Raw genomic sequence first — 14,252 nt, 5'->3', positions numbered from 1 at the left:
GCTGGGCGACCATGACGTGGCTGATCACCGGCGGAGCCGGATACATCGGGGCGCATGTGGCGCGGGCCATGACGGACGCCGGGGAGCGTGTCGTGGCGTTGGACGACCTGTCGGCCGCGGTGCCGGCGCGGCTGCCCGCCGACGTCCCGCTCGTCGAGGGCTCGACACTGGACGGGGACCGGCTGACCCGGGTCCTGCGGGAGTACGACGTCACGGGCGTCGTCCATCTCGCGGCGCGCAAGCAGGTCGCGGAGTCGGTGGCCGAGCCGACCCGCTACTACCGGGAGAACGTGGGCGGCCTCGGCACGCTGCTGGACGCGGTCGCCCGGGCCGGCATCCGGCGGCTGCTGTTCTCCTCCTCGGCGGCCGTGTACGGCAACCCGGACGTGGACCTGATCACCGAGGACACGCCCTGCGCCCCGGTGAACCCCTACGGCGAGACCAAGCTGGCCGGGGAGTGGCTGGTGCGGGCGGCGGGAGCGGCGTACGGCATCTCCACGGTGTGCCTGCGGTACTTCAACGTGGCGGGCGCCGCGGCGCCGGAACTGGCGGACATGGGCGTGTTCAACATCGTCCCGATGGTCTTCGACCGGCTCACCCGCGACGAGGCCCCGCGGATCTTCGGCGACGACTATCCGACGCCGGACGGCACCTGCGTGCGGGACTACATCCACGTGGCCGATCTGGCCGAGGCCCACCTGGCGGCGGCACGCCGGCTCCGCAGGGAGGGCGCGGCGGGCGACCTGACGCTGAACATCGGGCGCGGCGAGGGCGTCTCGGTGCGCGAGCTGATCACGGTCGTCGGCGAGGTCACCGGGGACCGCCGCGCGCCGGTGACCGAAGCGCGCCGCCCGGGCGACGCGCCCCGCGCGGTCGCCTCCGCCGAGCGCGCCGCCCGCGAACTGGACTGGCGGGCCCGGCGCGACGTACGGGAGATGGTCGCCTCGGCCTGGCAGGGCTGGCAGCTCCACCACGGCAGCTGACGTACCGCGTTGCCCCATACCCCCCACCCGTGGGGCCACGCGCTGCTCGCGGTGTGCGGCGGGCACGCGGAGCACGAGGCACGCCTGTGCCACTGAACATCAGTACGGGCGTTCGCCCTGGCGGGCGGTTCCGGGCGCGGCCTGCCGGGCACGATGATCTACCGGGTCCCCGTCCCGGTACGGCGCCGCGCGCGGACGTGCGGGGAAGTGCCGGGAGTGCCGGATTCGTACGGCAGACTTGGGGTGCGAAGAACGAGGCGAAGGATGGGTATGCCGATCACACCTGCCACCGCGACGCACAGCTCGTCGACGGGCACCGCAGAGCAGATTTTGCTGGAACTGGTCGACGAGAAGGGTGTGACGATCGGCACGGCGGAGAAGCTCGCCGCCCACCAGCCCCCGGGGCAGCTGCACCGCGCGTTCTCGGTCTTCCTCTTCGACGAGCAGGGCAGGCTTCTGCTCCAGCAGCGGGCGCTCGGCAAGTACCACTCCCCCGGCGTGTGGTCCAACACCTGCTGCGGTCACCCGTACCCCGGTGAGGCGCCGTTCGCGGCGGCGGCCCGGCGCACCTTCGAGGAGCTGGGGGTGTCCCCCTCGCTGCTCGCGGAGGCCGGCACGGTCCGCTACAACCACCCGGACCCTGCCTCGGGCCTGGTGGAGCAGGAGTTCAACCACCTGTTTGTCGGCCTGGTGCAGGCACCGCTCGCGCCGGACGCGGACGAGGTCGCCGAGGCCGCCTTCGTGACGGCGGCCGAGCTGGCGGAGCGGCATGCCCGCGACCCGTTCTCGGCCTGGTTCATGACCGTGCTGGACGCCGCCCGCCCGGCGATCAGGGAGCTGACCGGCCCGTCCGCGGGCTGGTGACCTCCTCTGCGGCCCGGTGAGCGGCACGCCGGTTCAGCGCTACGGCAGTGTCGCGGGCTTGAGCGGCAGGGCGGCCCAGATCACCTTGCCGCCGCTCGCGGTGTGCTCCACGTCGACGGCGCCGCCCGCCTCCCGGGCCACCTCGCGGACCAGCAGCAGGCCCCGGCCGCCGGTCCGGCCGTGGTCGGCCTCCAGGGCGGTCGGCCGGTAGGGGTGGTTGTCCTCCACGGACACCCGCACCCACTCGGCTCCGACGGCGACCTCCACGGCCAGCATCGGCGACAGCAGCGCCGCGTGCCGGACCGCGTTGGTGACCAGCTCGGACACGATCAGCAGCAGGCCGTACTCCAGCTCGTCGGAGACCGGTACGCCCTGGCGCAGCAGCAGGTCCTGCACAGCGTGCCGGGCCTGCGGGACCGAGGCGTCCACGGCCGGAGCGGTGAACCGCCAGACGCCTTCGTACGGCAGTGGATCGGGCGGGCGCTCGGCGCCCCCCGCTGGGCCCGGGACGTCCCCGCGCCCGTGGTTGTCCATCGTCCGGTCGCCACCCTCGCGCTCGATTGTCACCACACGTCGAGTGTTGGTAACGATCCGCTCCGGGCCGGATACCTGAACACAAGTCAGCGGGTATCGAGCGCTTTGTGACCGAGTGCGTATGACCCGGTCACGTGTGGGACTGTTTCCTGTCCCTCCGGGCGCCGCTTCGCGAACTATTCGGGTTGTACGGGTTTGGGTCCGCCCTTCCCCGAGACGAGCCCCACGACACGGCGACCGCCGTAGCCGGTGGCCACGAGACCGAGGCCGTCGAAGAGCAGGGACAGCGAGAAGAACGTGCCGATCACGTACTGACTGCTGCTCGGCCAGGAGCCGAGGACCAGGATCCCGAGCAGCAGGTCGAAGGCTCCGAGGAGGAGCGTCCAGCCCAGCTGCGGCCCGCGGACGACCAGGCCGCCGGCCAGCCGGAAGATGCCTGCGGTGAGGAACAGCAGGGCGGCGAACATGGTGAGGGCGGCGGCCGTGGCGTGGGGCAGGCGGATGACGACGACGCCGGCCGCGATGTTCAGGGCGGCCACGATGACGCCCAGCCAGAAGTAGCTGGTGCCGCGGGCCTGGACCGCGTGCGCGAGGCCGACGATCCCGCCGGTCAGCAGGAGCCAGCCGAACAGCAGCATCGAGGTCAGGGTGGCGACGGCGGTGTAGAGGAGTCCGACGAGTCCGGCGAGGACGAGGATCACGCCGAGCGCCGCGAGCAGGCCGAAACCACGGCGCAGGCTCGTCGCGCTGTCCTTCCGCTTCCTGGCTCCGGCCATCACAGCCTCCCTCGCACCCTCACGACACTATTTACCCAGGTCTCTCCTTATTTTTCCCCATTTTTCCCCGGGGGTGGGGTGCGCTGTGACGCGCACCGGCGCATAGCATCCCGCCCATGGAGCCCCAGCTGTCGCACCACGTCGAAGGCGCCGTCGCCACCGTCGTCATCCGTCACCCGGCCAAGCGCAACGCCATGACCGCCGCGATGTGGCGGGCGCTGCCCCCGCTGCTGGACGCCTTCGCGCGGGATCCGGGGGTGCGGGCGCTGGTGCTGACCGGGGAGGGGGGGACCTTCTGCGCGGGCGCGGACATCAGCACGCTGCGGGGCTCGCCGCAGGAGGCGCAGACGCTCGCCGTGGCGGCCGAGGAGGCGCTCGCGGCGTTTCCGAAGCCGGCCGTGGCCGCGGTGCGCGGGCACTGTGTGGGCGGCGGTGCGCAGCTCGCGGCGGCCTGCGATCTGCGGCTGGCGGAGCAGAGCGCGCTGTTCGGGGTGACCCCGGCGCGGCTCGGCATCGTCTACCCGGCCTCCTCGACCCGCAGGCTGGTCTCGCTCGTCGGCCCGGGTACCGCCAAGTACCTGCTGTACACGGCCGAGTTGATCGACGCCGGGCGGGCGCTCGCCACCGGGCTCGTGGACGAAGTGCTGCCGGACGGCGAACTGGACAAGCGGGTGGCGGAGTTGACCGGGATCCTGGTCTCCCGCTCACAGTTGACGCAGGCCGCCGCGAAGGAGTTCGCCGACGGCCGGACGGACCGGGACGGCCACTGGGCCGAGCAGGCGCGCGGCAACCCCGACAGCGCGGAGGGGGTCGCCGCGTTCCTGGAGCGCCGCCCGCCCCGTTTCACCTGGAGCGCGGCTGCGTCAGGCTGAACCGGCCGCCCGTGCGGAGCTCCTCGACGAGGTGCGCGGGCGCCTTGTCCGGGGAACCGGCGTCGTACGGCGGCCGGGGGTCGTACTCCGTCAGCAGCTGGACGGCCTGGGCGTGTTCGTCGCCCGCGATCCGGCCGGTCAGGGTGAGCGCCATGTCGATTCCGGCGGAGACCCCGGCGGCGGTGACGTACTTGCCGTCGGTCACCACCCGCTCCCCGGTCGGTTCGGCGCCGAACTCCGCCAGCACCTCCAGGGCGCTCCAGTGGCTGGTCGCGCGGCGGCCGCGCAGCAGTCCCGCGGCGGCGAGCAGCAGCGAGCCCGAGCAGACCGAGGTCGTCCAGGTGCTCGCCGCGTCGGCGGCGCGCAGCCAGTCGAGCAGGGCGGGGTTCTCCAGCTGGGCCCTGGTGCCGGGCCCGCCGGAGACCACCAGGAGGTCCGGGTGCGGCACCTCGTCCAGGGCCCGGTCGGCGGTGACGGCGAGGAACCCGGTGTCGGTGCTGACGGGGCCGGGCCGCTCGGCGACGAAGGCGAGCTGTGCGTCCGGCAGCCGGCTGAGGATCTCGTAGGGTCCGACGACGTCCAGGGCGGTGAAGCGGTCGTAGACGACCAGGGCGATCTGCACGGTGATCTCCTTCGGTGGGTGTTCCGGGCGGTCAGCGGGCCGGGGCCGGGCGGAAGCGCCTGCGGTACTCCGCGGGGGGTGTGCCGAGGGCGCGCAGGAAGGCCCGGCGCATGGCCTCGGGGGTGCCGTAGCCGCCGGCGCGGGCGATCTCCTCGATGCCGTCGGTGGTGTCCTCCAGGAGGCGGCGGGCGTGTTCGAGGCGGACGCGGTCGACGTAGCGGCCGGGGGTCATGCCCGTCTCCTCGCGGAACGCGCGCGCGAAGTGGCGCGGCGAGAGCCGGGCCCGCGCGGCGAGCGAGTCGACCGTCAGGTCGCCGGCCGGGTGCTCGGTGATCCACCGCTGGACCTCCAGCAGCGGCGCGCGCTGCGCCGTCTGGGCCGCCAACTGGGCGCTGAACTGCGCCTGGTTGCCGGGCCGGCGCAGGAAGACCACCAGGCGCCGGGCGATGTCGAGGGCGACGTCCCGGTCCAGGTCCTCCTCGACCAGGGCCAGCGCGAGATCGATGCCGGAGGTCACCCCCGCCGAGGTGGCGACCTCTGCGTCCCGGACGTAGATGGGCTCCGGTTCCACGGTGACCGCCGGGTGGTCCCGGGCGAGCTTGTCGCAGTAGGCCCAGTGGGTCGTCGCCCGGCGGCCGTCGAGCAGTCCGGCCGCGGCGAGCAGGATCGCGCCGGTGCACACGGAGACCAGGCGCCGGGCGCGCGGGCCGTGGGCGCGCAGCCAGTCGATCAACCGCTCGTCGGGCGCGCGGGTGCCCGCGCCGCCGGGGACCACCAGGGTGTGCGGGTCGGACGCCGCGGTGAGCGCCCCGTCGGGGACGAGGGTCAGGCCACTGGACGTACGCACCGGACCGCCGTCGAGGGAGGCGGTGCGGATCCGGTACGACCCCGGCGTGTGGTTCTCGGCGCCGGCGAACACCTCCATCGGGCCGGTGACGTCGAGGCTCTGGACGCCGTCGAAGAGGACGAAGAGGAGCGTGCGCTGCGGCATGTCCCCCAGTCTTCGCCGCCCCGGTCATGGCTGCAATGACGAGTTTCCCACCTTTTCTGCCATCGGCGGGGTCCCGTGCGGGGATCCGCGGCCCGCCGGTGGACCGCCCTGACCGCCGGTTGTCGGTGCCACCTGCCACAATTGCCGCGCAACCTCAGTGGAGAAGGCGGTACGGGATCGTGACGACACCCGGGTCCAGCGGATCCATCAGCGTGGGATCCATCGAAGGCAGGATCGCCGAGGAGCTCGGCGTACGGGAGCGGCAGGTGAAGGCCGCGGTGGAGCTGCTCGACGGCGGTTCGACGGTGCCCTTCATCGCCCGCTACCGCAAGGAAGCGACCGAGATGCTCGACGACGCGCAGTTGCGCACGGTCGAGGAGCGGCTGCGCTACCTGCGGGAGCTGGAGGAACGGCGGGCCGCGATCCTGGAGTCGGTGCGCGAGCAGGGCAAGCTCACCGACGAGCTGGAGGCGCGGATCCGCGGCGCCGAGACCAAGGCGCGACTGGAGGACATCTACCTCCCGTACAAGCCCAAGCGGCGCACGAAGGCACAGATTGCGCGTGAGGCGGGGCTGGAGCCGCTGGCCGAGGGCCTGCTGGGCGATCCGTCGGTGGATCCGCTGGCGGCGGCCGCCGCGTTCGTGGACGCCGACAAGGGCGTCGCCGACCCGCAGGCCGCGCTGGACGGCGCGCGGGCGATCCTCACCGAGCGGTTCTCGGAGGACGCCGACCTGATCGGCGAGCTGCGCGAGCGCATGTGGGTGCGCGGGCGGCTGGCCGCGAAGGTGCGCGACGGCAAGGAGGAGGCGGGCGCCAAGTTCGCCGACTACTTCGACTTCGCCGAGCCGTTCACCGAGCTGCCCTCGCACCGGATCCTCGCGATGCTGCGCGGCGAGAAGGAGGAGGTCCTCGACCTCGTCCTGGAGCCGGAGGAGCCGGGCGAGCAGCCCGGCCCGTCGTCGTACGAGGGCATCGTCGCGCACCGGTTCGCGATCGCCGACCGGGGCCGCCCGGCCGACAAGTGGCTGTCGGACACGGTCCGCTGGGCCTGGCGCACCCGCATCCTCGTCCACCTCGGCATCGACCTGCGGCTGCGGCTGCGCACGGCCGCGGAGGACGAGGCGGTGAACGTCTTCGCGGCGAACCTGCGCGACCTGCTGCTGGCAGCCCCGGCCGGCACGCGCGCGACGCTCGGCCTGGACCCCGGTTTCCGTACGGGTGTGAAGGTCGCCGTGGTCGACGCGACCGGCAAGGTGGTCGCCACGGACGTGATCTACCCCCACGTCCCGGCCAACAAGTGGGACGAGGCCCTCGCCAAGCTGGCCCGGCTCGCCCAGGAGCACGCGGTCGACCTGATCGCGATCGGCAACGGCACGGCGTCCCGCGAGACCGACAAGCTCGCCGGTGAACTCATCACCAGGCACCCGGAGTTGAAGCTCACCAAGGTGATGGTGTCCGAGGCCGGCGCGTCCGTGTACTCGGCCTCCGCGTTCGCCTCCCAGGAGCTGCCCGACATGGACGTGTCGCTGCGCGGCGCCGTGTCGATCGCCCGCAGGCTCCAGGACCCGCTCGCCGAGCTGGTCAAGATCGACCCCAAGTCGATCGGCGTCGGCCAGTACCAGCACGACCTGTCCGAGGTGAAGCTGTCCCGCTCGCTGGACGCGGTGGTCGAGGACTGTGTGAACGGCGTCGGGGTGGACGTCAACACCGCGTCCGCACCGCTGCTTTCGCGGGTGTCGGGCATCTCCTCGGGCCTCGCCGAGAACATCGTGGCGCACCGCGACGCCAACGGCCCCTTCACCTCCCGCGCGGAGCTGAAGAACGTGGCGCGGCTCGGCCCGAAGGCGTACGAGCAGTGCGCGGGCTTCCTGCGCATCCGCGGCGGCGCCGACCCGCTGGACGCCTCCAGCGTGCACCCCGAGGCGTACCCGGTGGTGCGCCGCATGGTGAAGACCAGCGGCCAGGAGGTGGCGTCCCTCATCGGCAACACGGGCGCGCTGCGCTCGCTGCGGCCCGCCGACTTCGTGGACGACACCTTCGGTCTGCCGACGGTCACCGACATCCTCAAGGAGCTGGAGAAGCCGGGCCGCGACCCGCGTCCGGCGTTCAAGACGGCCACCTTCAAGGAGGGCGTCGAGAAGATCTCCGACCTGTCCGCCGGGATGATCCTGGAGGGCGTGGTGACGAACGTGGCGGCCTTCGGCGCGTTCGTGGACGTCGGCGTCCACCAGGACGGGCTGGTGCACGTCTCCGCGATGTCGAAGACGTTCGTCAAGGACCCGCGGGACGTCGTCAAGCCCGGGGACATCGTCAAGGTGAAGGTCCTGGACGTGGACATCCCGCGCAAGCGGATCGGGCTGACCCTGCGCCTGGACGACGAGGCGGCCCCGCAGGGCGGTCAGGGCCAGGGCGGCGGACGCCAGCAGCGCGGCGGCGGCCGGCCGCCCCAGCAGCGGCAGGGCGGCGGCCAGGCGCAGGGCCAGCGGCAGGGCCGGGGCGGCGGCGACCGGGGCGGACGGCAGGCGCCGGCCCCGGCGAACAGCGCCATGGCCGACGCGCTGCGCCGCGCGGGTCTGCTCGACCCGAAGAAGCGCTGACCCTGCGGGGCTTCGGCCGGGGGACGGGTTTTCCCACCAACCCATCCGTCCCGGTCGGCTGACAAGGCGCCCTCCGCCCCGGAGGGCGCCTTCGTGCGTCCCGGAACGCCCGCGACGTGATCCGACGGGGTGCTAGCGCTCTGTCATCTTCCCGTCCGCCACCTCCAGGCGGCGGGTCAGCCGGACCGCGTCCAGCATGCGGCGGTCGTGGGTGACGAGCAGGAGCGTGCCGGTGTAGGAGTCGAGGGCCGATTCCAGTTGCTCGATGGCGGGCAGGTCGAGGTGGTTCGTCGGCTCGTCCAGGACCAGCAGGTTGACGCCCCGGCCCTGGAGCAGGGCGAGGGCGGCGCGGGTGCGCTCGCCCGGGGAGAGGGTCGCGGCCGGGCGCAGCACATGGCCGGACTTCAGCCCGAACTTGGCGAGCAGGGTGCGCACCTCGACCGGCTCGGTGTCCGGGACGGCCGCGCAGAAGGCGTCGAGCAGGGTCTCGGGGCCGTGGAACAGCCCGCGGGCCTGGTCGACCTCGCCGACCAGGACGCCGGGGCCGAGGGCGGCGTGGCCCGCGTCGAGCGGGACACGGCCCAGCAGCGCGCCGAGCAGGGTGGACTTGCCGGCGCCGTTGGCCCCGGTGATCGCGACCCGGTCCGCCCAGTCGATCTGGAGGGACACCGGCCCGAAGGTGAAGCCGCCGCGCCGGACCTCGGCGTCGCGCAGGGTCGCCACGACCGCGCCGGAGCGCGGGGCGGCGGCGATCTCCATCCGCAGCTCCCACTCCTTGCGCGGCTCCTCGACCACCTCCAGGCGCTCGATCATGCGCTGGGTCTGCCGGGCCTTGGCGGCCTGCTTCTCGCTGGCCTCGCTGCGGAACTTGCGGCCGATCTTGTCGTTGTCGTTGCCCGCCTTGCGCCGGGCGTTCTTCACGCCCTTGTCCATCCAGGACCGCTGCATCTGCGCGCGGTCCTGGAGGGCGCTCTTCTTCCCCTCGTACTCCTCGTAGTCGTCGCGGGCGTGCCGCCGGGCCACCTCGCGCTCCTCCAGGTAGGCCTCGTACCCGCCGCCGTAGAGGTTGATCTGCCGCTGGGCGAGGTCGAGTTCGAGGACCTTGGTGACCGTGCGGGTGAGGAACTCGCGGTCGTGGCTGACGACGACCGTGCCGGCGCGCAGGCCGGTCACGAAGCGTTCGAGGCGGTCCAGACCGTCGAGGTCGAGGTCGTTCGTCGGTTCGTCGAGGAGGAAGACGTCGTAGCGGGACAGCAGCAGCGAGGCGAGGCCGGCGCGGGCCGCCTGGCCGCCGGAGAGGGCGGTCATCGGCTGGTCGAGGCCGACGGCGAGGCCGAGGGAGTCGGCGACCTCCTCCGCGCGTTCGTCCAGGTCCGCGCCGCCCAGGTCCAGCCAGCGCTCCAGGGCCACCGCGTAGGCGTCGTCGGCGCCGGGCGCCCCGTCGACCAGGGCCTGGGTGGCCTCGTCCATGACGCGCTGGGCCTCGGCAACGCCGGTGCGGCGGGCGAGGAACTCCCGGACCGTCTCCCCGGGCCTGCGCTCCGGCTCCTGCGGCAGATGGCCGACGGTCGCGGCCGGCGGGGACAGCCGCAGCTCGCCCTGCTCGGGCGCGACGAGCCCGGCGAGCAGCTTCAGCAGCGTGGACTTGCCCGCGCCGTTGGCACCGACCAGCCCGATCACGTCGCCGGGCGCGACGACGAGGTCGAGCCCGGAGAAGAGGGAGCGGTCGCCGTGCCCGGCGGCGAGGTTCTTGGCGACGAGGGTGGCAGTCATCAGGACGCCGATCCTAATGCGCCCGGCGCCCCGGTCTCAGCCGCGTTTCCCGCCGGTCGCCGTGGAACGGGTCCGCCGGCCCCGCCCGCCGATGACCGGCGCCGCGCGCACGTCCCCCGCCGTCCGGGCGACGACGTACGCCTCGCCCCTGACCGCCCGTGGATCCAGCGGGACCCGGTGCCGGCCGGGCTCCAGGGCGCCGTCGAACACCTCCTCGGTGCGGGTGCGGTGCAGCCGGTCGAGGCGGTACGCGGTGATCCGCACCCGGCATGCCGCGCCGACCTCGACGTCCGCGGTGGTGCCGGTCGCGGCCAGCGCGGTCAGCGGGCGGCGCGGGAGCGGGCCGCGGCCGAGGGCGTGCTCGATCTGGGCGACGAGCAGCGGCACGATCGGGGCGAGTCCGTCCACCGCCGCGACCTCGGCCCCGGCCTGCTCGAAGGCCCGCAGCACGGCGGCCCGTTCGGCCGGGCCGACCGCCCGGCCGAAGGCGACCGCGCCGTAGCCGCGCAGTTCCTCGGCGGTGACCTCGCGCGCGTCCTGGGTGATGTCGGCGCCGATGCCGATGGTGCGCAGCGCGGCGGCCAGCCGGGCGAGGACGGCCACCCGGGCGCCGATCAGCAGCACCCTGCGCCGGGGCGCGGCGCAGCCGTCCCGCAGGGCGGTCAGGGCGGCGCGGTACTCGGGTCCGCGGAACCGGAACGGGCCCATGCCGGGATAGCCGTTGCGCTCCAGGTCGGCGTGCTCGTCCGTCTGCCAGGCGAAGTCCCGCCAGACGTAGTCCTCGCCGTCGCGCTCGATGACGGCGGTGACCGCGCCGCAGGCCAGGTCCTCGCACTCGGGACAGCCGTAGAGGACGAACCGGCCGGCCGGGAGCGGCGGTTCGGCCTCCAGCAGCAGCGCGCGCACCTGCTCGGTGAAGATGGCGGGCGGGACGTCCGAGGCGAGCGGGGAGACCGCGTCCAGGTCGGACAGCTGGAAGAGCAGTGGACGGCCGTCCACGACGAAGTCCACGAAGTCGCGGTGGACCTGGTAGCGGCCGTCGGCGAGGACACCGCCCGCGCGGGTCGCCGGTGCCAGGCCGAAGGTCGCGTATGCGGCAGACATGTGGTGAGTATCCCCACACCGGGACGAATCCGATCGCAGCATGACATGGTCGTCCGGGCAGGCTCTATCGTCCAGGCGTGGACAACGAGCCGAATGACGAAGTGATCGTGGTCGGGGACGGGGTCGCCGGGCTGACGACGGCCGTGCTGCTGGCCGAGTCCGGGCGGCGGGTGCGGGTGTGGGCGCGGGAGCCCGCCGAGCACACGACCTCGGCGGTCGCGGGCGGCCTGTGGTGGCCGTACCGCATCGAACCCGAGCGGCTGGCGGGCGCGTGGGCACTGGAGTCCCTCGCCGTGTACGCGGAGCAGGCGCGGCGCCCCGAGGAGACGGGCGTACGCCTGGTCGACGGCGTACACGAGGGGACCCGGCTGGACGACCTGGGCGACTGGGCCGGCCGGGTGCCGGGGCTCCGGGAGGTGCCGGACGGTCTGGCGGCGCGGCTGCCGGTGATCGACATGCCGGTGTATCTGGCCTGGCTGCGGGAGCGGTTGGGGAAGGCGGGCGGGACGGTCGAGCGGCGCGAGGTGAGCGATCTGACGGCCGTTCCCGCCGGTGTCGTCGTCAACTGCACGGGACTGGGCGCCCGTTCGCTGGTACCGGATCCGCAGGTGCGTCCGGTGCGCGGGCAGCTGGTCGTCGTGGCGAACCCGGGGGTGACGACCTGGTTCACCGCCGTCGAGCACTCCGGAGCCGACTCGGCGTACTTCATCCCGCAGCCGTACGGCCTGCTGCTGGGCGGTACGGCGGAGGAGGACGACTGGTCCCTGGAGCCGGACCCGGCCACCGCCGCGGCGATCGTCGCCCGCTGCGCGCGGATCCTCCCTCGGATCGCGGGCGCGCGGGTCCTCGGCCACCGGGTGGGGCTGCGGCCGGCCCGCGACGCGGTGCGGCTGGAACGGCAGCCCCTTCCCGACGGCCGTGTGCTGGTGCACAACTACGGGCACGGCGGGGCCGGGGTGACGGTGGCGTGGGGGTGTGCGCGGGAGGCGGCCGGACTGGCGTTTCCGGCCGCCTGAGCCCATCCGTTCGCGGCGCCCGCGAGGCGCCGACAACGGTCAGGCACCCCGCGTGCAGGGGCACGCCGCGGCTACCCCGGGATGCGCTGGGCCGCCCGGGGTGCGCGGACCCCTTCCAGGGACCGGGCTGCAGGAACCGTGGCCGTGGCCGGGGAGCCCGACGTGGCCCGGGCGAAGGCCGCCGCGCCGCCCACCAGCGGGAGGCGGGCCGTCGTACCGGACAGCGCGACGGTCAGGCCCGGCCGGGTGGACGGCGGGTCGATGAGGTCCTTGTCCGTGCCCGCGATGATCAGTGCGAGGCGGTGCCCCGCGGGGACGACGTGGTCGGTGGCCGCGAGGTCGAGGGTCATCGTGTAGGCCCTGCCCGGGGTGAGCGGAACTCCCTTGCCGAGGGAGGCGTGGTGGCCGAGGTCGGCCCAGCCGCGGCTGAACACGGTGTAGTCGACCTTGGCCGTCCTGGCCCGGGTCTCCTTGAAGCAGGCGCTGTCCCCGGCCGTGCTCTCGCCCCAGCAGGTGCGGTTGGTCAGCGTGGTGATGCCCTCGGCGGTGTCGGCGTAGTCACGGATGGTGTCCGGGCCGAGGTCGACCAGGACGGCGGACAGGTGGGCCGAGGCGGTGGTCGGGGTCGCGGTCACCGTCACCGTGGACGACCCGGACAGGCGCAGGTCGTGGGTGAGCGGTGCGGTGAGGAAGCCGGCCTTCTCGGGGGTGGGGGTGGTGAGACGGGCCGCCCAGTCGGTCTCGCTCAGCTTCGGGTCGTCGGTGAAGGTCTCCGTGCCGGCGGCCGGGCGCAGGCCGAGCGTGCCGACGCCGTTCCGCGCGCCGGGGGCGGGGTGCAGGGCGGTGGGGCGGGTGCCCTGCGGGGGCCAGACGCGTGAGGTCACCCACTGGTCGGGGTGGCGCTCGATGTCGGCCATCGGCTCGCGGTCGATGCCGTTGTCGTAGCCGAGGAGTTCATGGTCGAACCAGCGGTGCAGGGTGTCGACCCAGGCGCCGCGCCGGTAGTCGAAGGGGTCGACGTGGCCGGTCTGGGAGAGCCAGATCTTGCGCTCGACCCCGTGCTGCGCGAGGGCGTCCCACCACTGGCCGAAGTGCTTGGCGCGGACGTTGAGGTCCTGCATCCCGTGCACGAGGAACACGCTCGCGCGCACCGCGGCCGCGTCCTTGACGTAGTCCCGCTCGGTCCACAGCGGCGTCCAGTCGCCGCTGCGCGGGCTGCCGTCGGTGAGTTTCTTCTGCACGGCCGCGCAGTGGGCCTTCGCCGCGTCGCTCTCGACGTCGCCGGCGAGGTCGGCGGGGCCGCCGTCGTACAGCGGGGCGCCCTGCGCGAAGTAGTAGTCGTACCAGGAGGAGATGCCGCTGATCGGGACGATGGTCTTCAGTCCCTGGACGCCGGTGGCGGCGACGCCGTTGGCGATCGTGGCGTCCCAGCTCTTGCCGATCATGCCCGTTCTGCCGTTGGTCCAGGTGGCCTTGACGGTCTGTGTGCCGGTCCGGCTGGTGTAGGCCCTGGCGCGGCCGTTCAGCCAGTCGATCACGGCCTTCGCGGACTGGATGTCGGAGCGCCCGCCGACGTCGACGCAGCCGTCGGAGCGGTTGGTGCCGGCGAGGTCGACGCCGACGAAGGCGTAGCCGCGCGGCACGAAGTAGTTGTCGTAGAACAGCGGCATCTGGACGACGTGGCCCTGCGCGTCGTACGTCTTGAGCTGGCTCTCGTTGCCGCGTCCGCAGCAGGAGAAGTACGGGCTCGCGTCCATGATGACGGGCACCTTGCGGCCCTCGCGGGCGGGTTCGGCGGGTCGGACGATGTCGGCGGCGACCCGGTCGGGCTTCCCGTCGCCGTCCCCGTCGAGGCCCGTGTCCACCCAGACGGACTCGCGGACGGCATGGGCGTACGAGTAGACGGGCCGGCTCACGTGGGCGGCCCGGCTGTCGGGGCCGGAGGCCTGTGCGGCGGCCGGGGTCAGGAAGGCGGCCGTCAGGATGGCGGCGACCGCTGTCGCGAACGGTCTCCAGATCGTGAAGCGCGTACGTCTCGGCATGCGCGGACGGTACCCCGGTCAACTCCCCGACAGAAGAGGGCACCACGGTGGCCCGGGTGACGCGTGACGGCTGAATGG

Annotated in this window: 12 protein-coding genes; 5 read left to right on the top strand and 7 right to left on the bottom strand. The window is 73.6% G+C overall.

From position 1 onward, the window contains the following. The first annotated feature begins 11 nt into the window (after positions 1–11). Positions 12–983, top strand: a complete 972-nt coding sequence (galE, locus tag ACFC8N_RS30350) for a UDP-glucose 4-epimerase GalE (RefSeq protein WP_376291352.1) — start codon at positions 12–14, stop codon at positions 981–983. A gap of 270 nt (positions 984–1,253) precedes the next feature. After that, positions 1,254–1,847 (top strand): isopentenyl-diphosphate Delta-isomerase, encoded by a 594-nt coding sequence (gene idi, locus ACFC8N_RS30345; protein ID WP_356028333.1) that lies wholly within the window; start codon positions 1,254–1,256, stop codon positions 1,845–1,847. A 39-nt stretch (positions 1,848–1,886) separates the two neighbouring features. Here the strand turns inward: idi and ACFC8N_RS30340 are convergent, their stop codons facing one another. Both ACFC8N_RS30340 and ACFC8N_RS30335 read right to left on the bottom strand, forming a co-directional pair. Further along, complete coding sequence (locus ACFC8N_RS30340) at positions 1,887–2,381, bottom strand: ATP-binding protein (RefSeq protein ID WP_356028552.1); 495 nt, start codon at positions 2,379–2,381, stop codon at positions 1,887–1,889. Positions 2,382–2,557: 176 nt separating this feature from the next. Next, the gene (locus ACFC8N_RS30335) at positions 2,558–3,157 is read right to left on the bottom strand and encodes a DUF308 domain-containing protein (protein WP_356028330.1); all 600 of its coding nucleotides are present in this window, start codon (positions 3,155–3,157) and stop codon (positions 2,558–2,560) included. Positions 3,158–3,273: 116 nt separating this feature from the next. Here ACFC8N_RS30335 and ACFC8N_RS30330 point away from each other — a divergent pair, with 116 nt between their 5' ends. Further along, on the top strand, positions 3,274–4,029 hold the full coding sequence (locus ACFC8N_RS30330) for an enoyl-CoA hydratase/isomerase family protein (protein ID WP_356028327.1): 756 nt from the start codon (positions 3,274–3,276) through the stop codon (positions 4,027–4,029). Here the strand turns inward: ACFC8N_RS30330 and ACFC8N_RS30325 are convergent. Next, positions 4,001–4,651, bottom strand: a complete 651-nt coding sequence (locus ACFC8N_RS30325; RefSeq protein ID WP_376291348.1) for a DJ-1/PfpI family protein — start codon at positions 4,649–4,651, stop codon at positions 4,001–4,003. The two genes, ACFC8N_RS30330 and ACFC8N_RS30325, sit on opposite strands and share 29 nt — an antisense overlap. A gap of 31 nt (positions 4,652–4,682) precedes the next feature. After that, a complete protein-coding gene (locus ACFC8N_RS30320; protein WP_362821748.1) occupies positions 4,683–5,642 on the bottom strand; it encodes a GlxA family transcriptional regulator in 960 nt (319 codons plus the stop codon). Between the two features lie 179 nt (positions 5,643–5,821). On the opposite strand from ACFC8N_RS30320, the gene ACFC8N_RS30315 reads away from it, so the two are divergent. Beyond that, complete coding sequence (locus tag ACFC8N_RS30315) at positions 5,822–8,239, top strand: Tex family protein (RefSeq protein ID WP_356028320.1); 2,418 nt, start codon at positions 5,822–5,824, stop codon at positions 8,237–8,239. Positions 8,240–8,371: 132 nt separating this feature from the next. Here ACFC8N_RS30315 and ACFC8N_RS30310 read toward each other — a convergent pair whose 3' ends face one another. Continuing rightward, a complete protein-coding gene (locus ACFC8N_RS30310) occupies positions 8,372–10,012 on the bottom strand; it encodes an ABC-F family ATP-binding cassette domain-containing protein (RefSeq protein ID WP_376291344.1) in 1,641 nt (546 codons plus the stop codon). A 36-nt stretch (positions 10,013–10,048) separates the two neighbouring features. Next, positions 10,049–11,116 carry an oxidoreductase gene (locus ACFC8N_RS30305; RefSeq protein WP_356028315.1) on the bottom strand — a complete coding sequence of 356 codons (1,068 nt, stop codon included), beginning with the start codon at positions 11,114–11,116 and terminating at the stop codon, positions 10,049–10,051. A 101-nt stretch (positions 11,117–11,217) separates the two neighbouring features. On the opposite strand from ACFC8N_RS30305, the gene ACFC8N_RS30300 reads away from it, so the two are divergent. Continuing rightward, a complete protein-coding gene (locus ACFC8N_RS30300) occupies positions 11,218–12,132 on the top strand; it encodes an FAD-dependent oxidoreductase (protein WP_376291624.1) in 915 nt (304 codons plus the stop codon). Between the two features lie 71 nt (positions 12,133–12,203). Here ACFC8N_RS30300 and ACFC8N_RS30295 read toward each other — a convergent pair whose 3' ends face one another. After that, complete coding sequence (locus ACFC8N_RS30295) at positions 12,204–14,174, bottom strand: Xaa-Pro dipeptidyl-peptidase (protein WP_376291341.1); 1,971 nt, start codon at positions 14,172–14,174, stop codon at positions 12,204–12,206. Positions 14,175–14,252: the final 78 nt, after the last annotated feature.

Source organism: Streptomyces sp. NPDC055966 (genome assembly GCF_042269865.1).
GTDB lineage: Bacteria > Actinomycetota > Actinomycetes > Streptomycetales > Streptomycetaceae > Streptomyces.
This window is presented reverse-complemented; position numbering and strand designations above follow the sequence as displayed.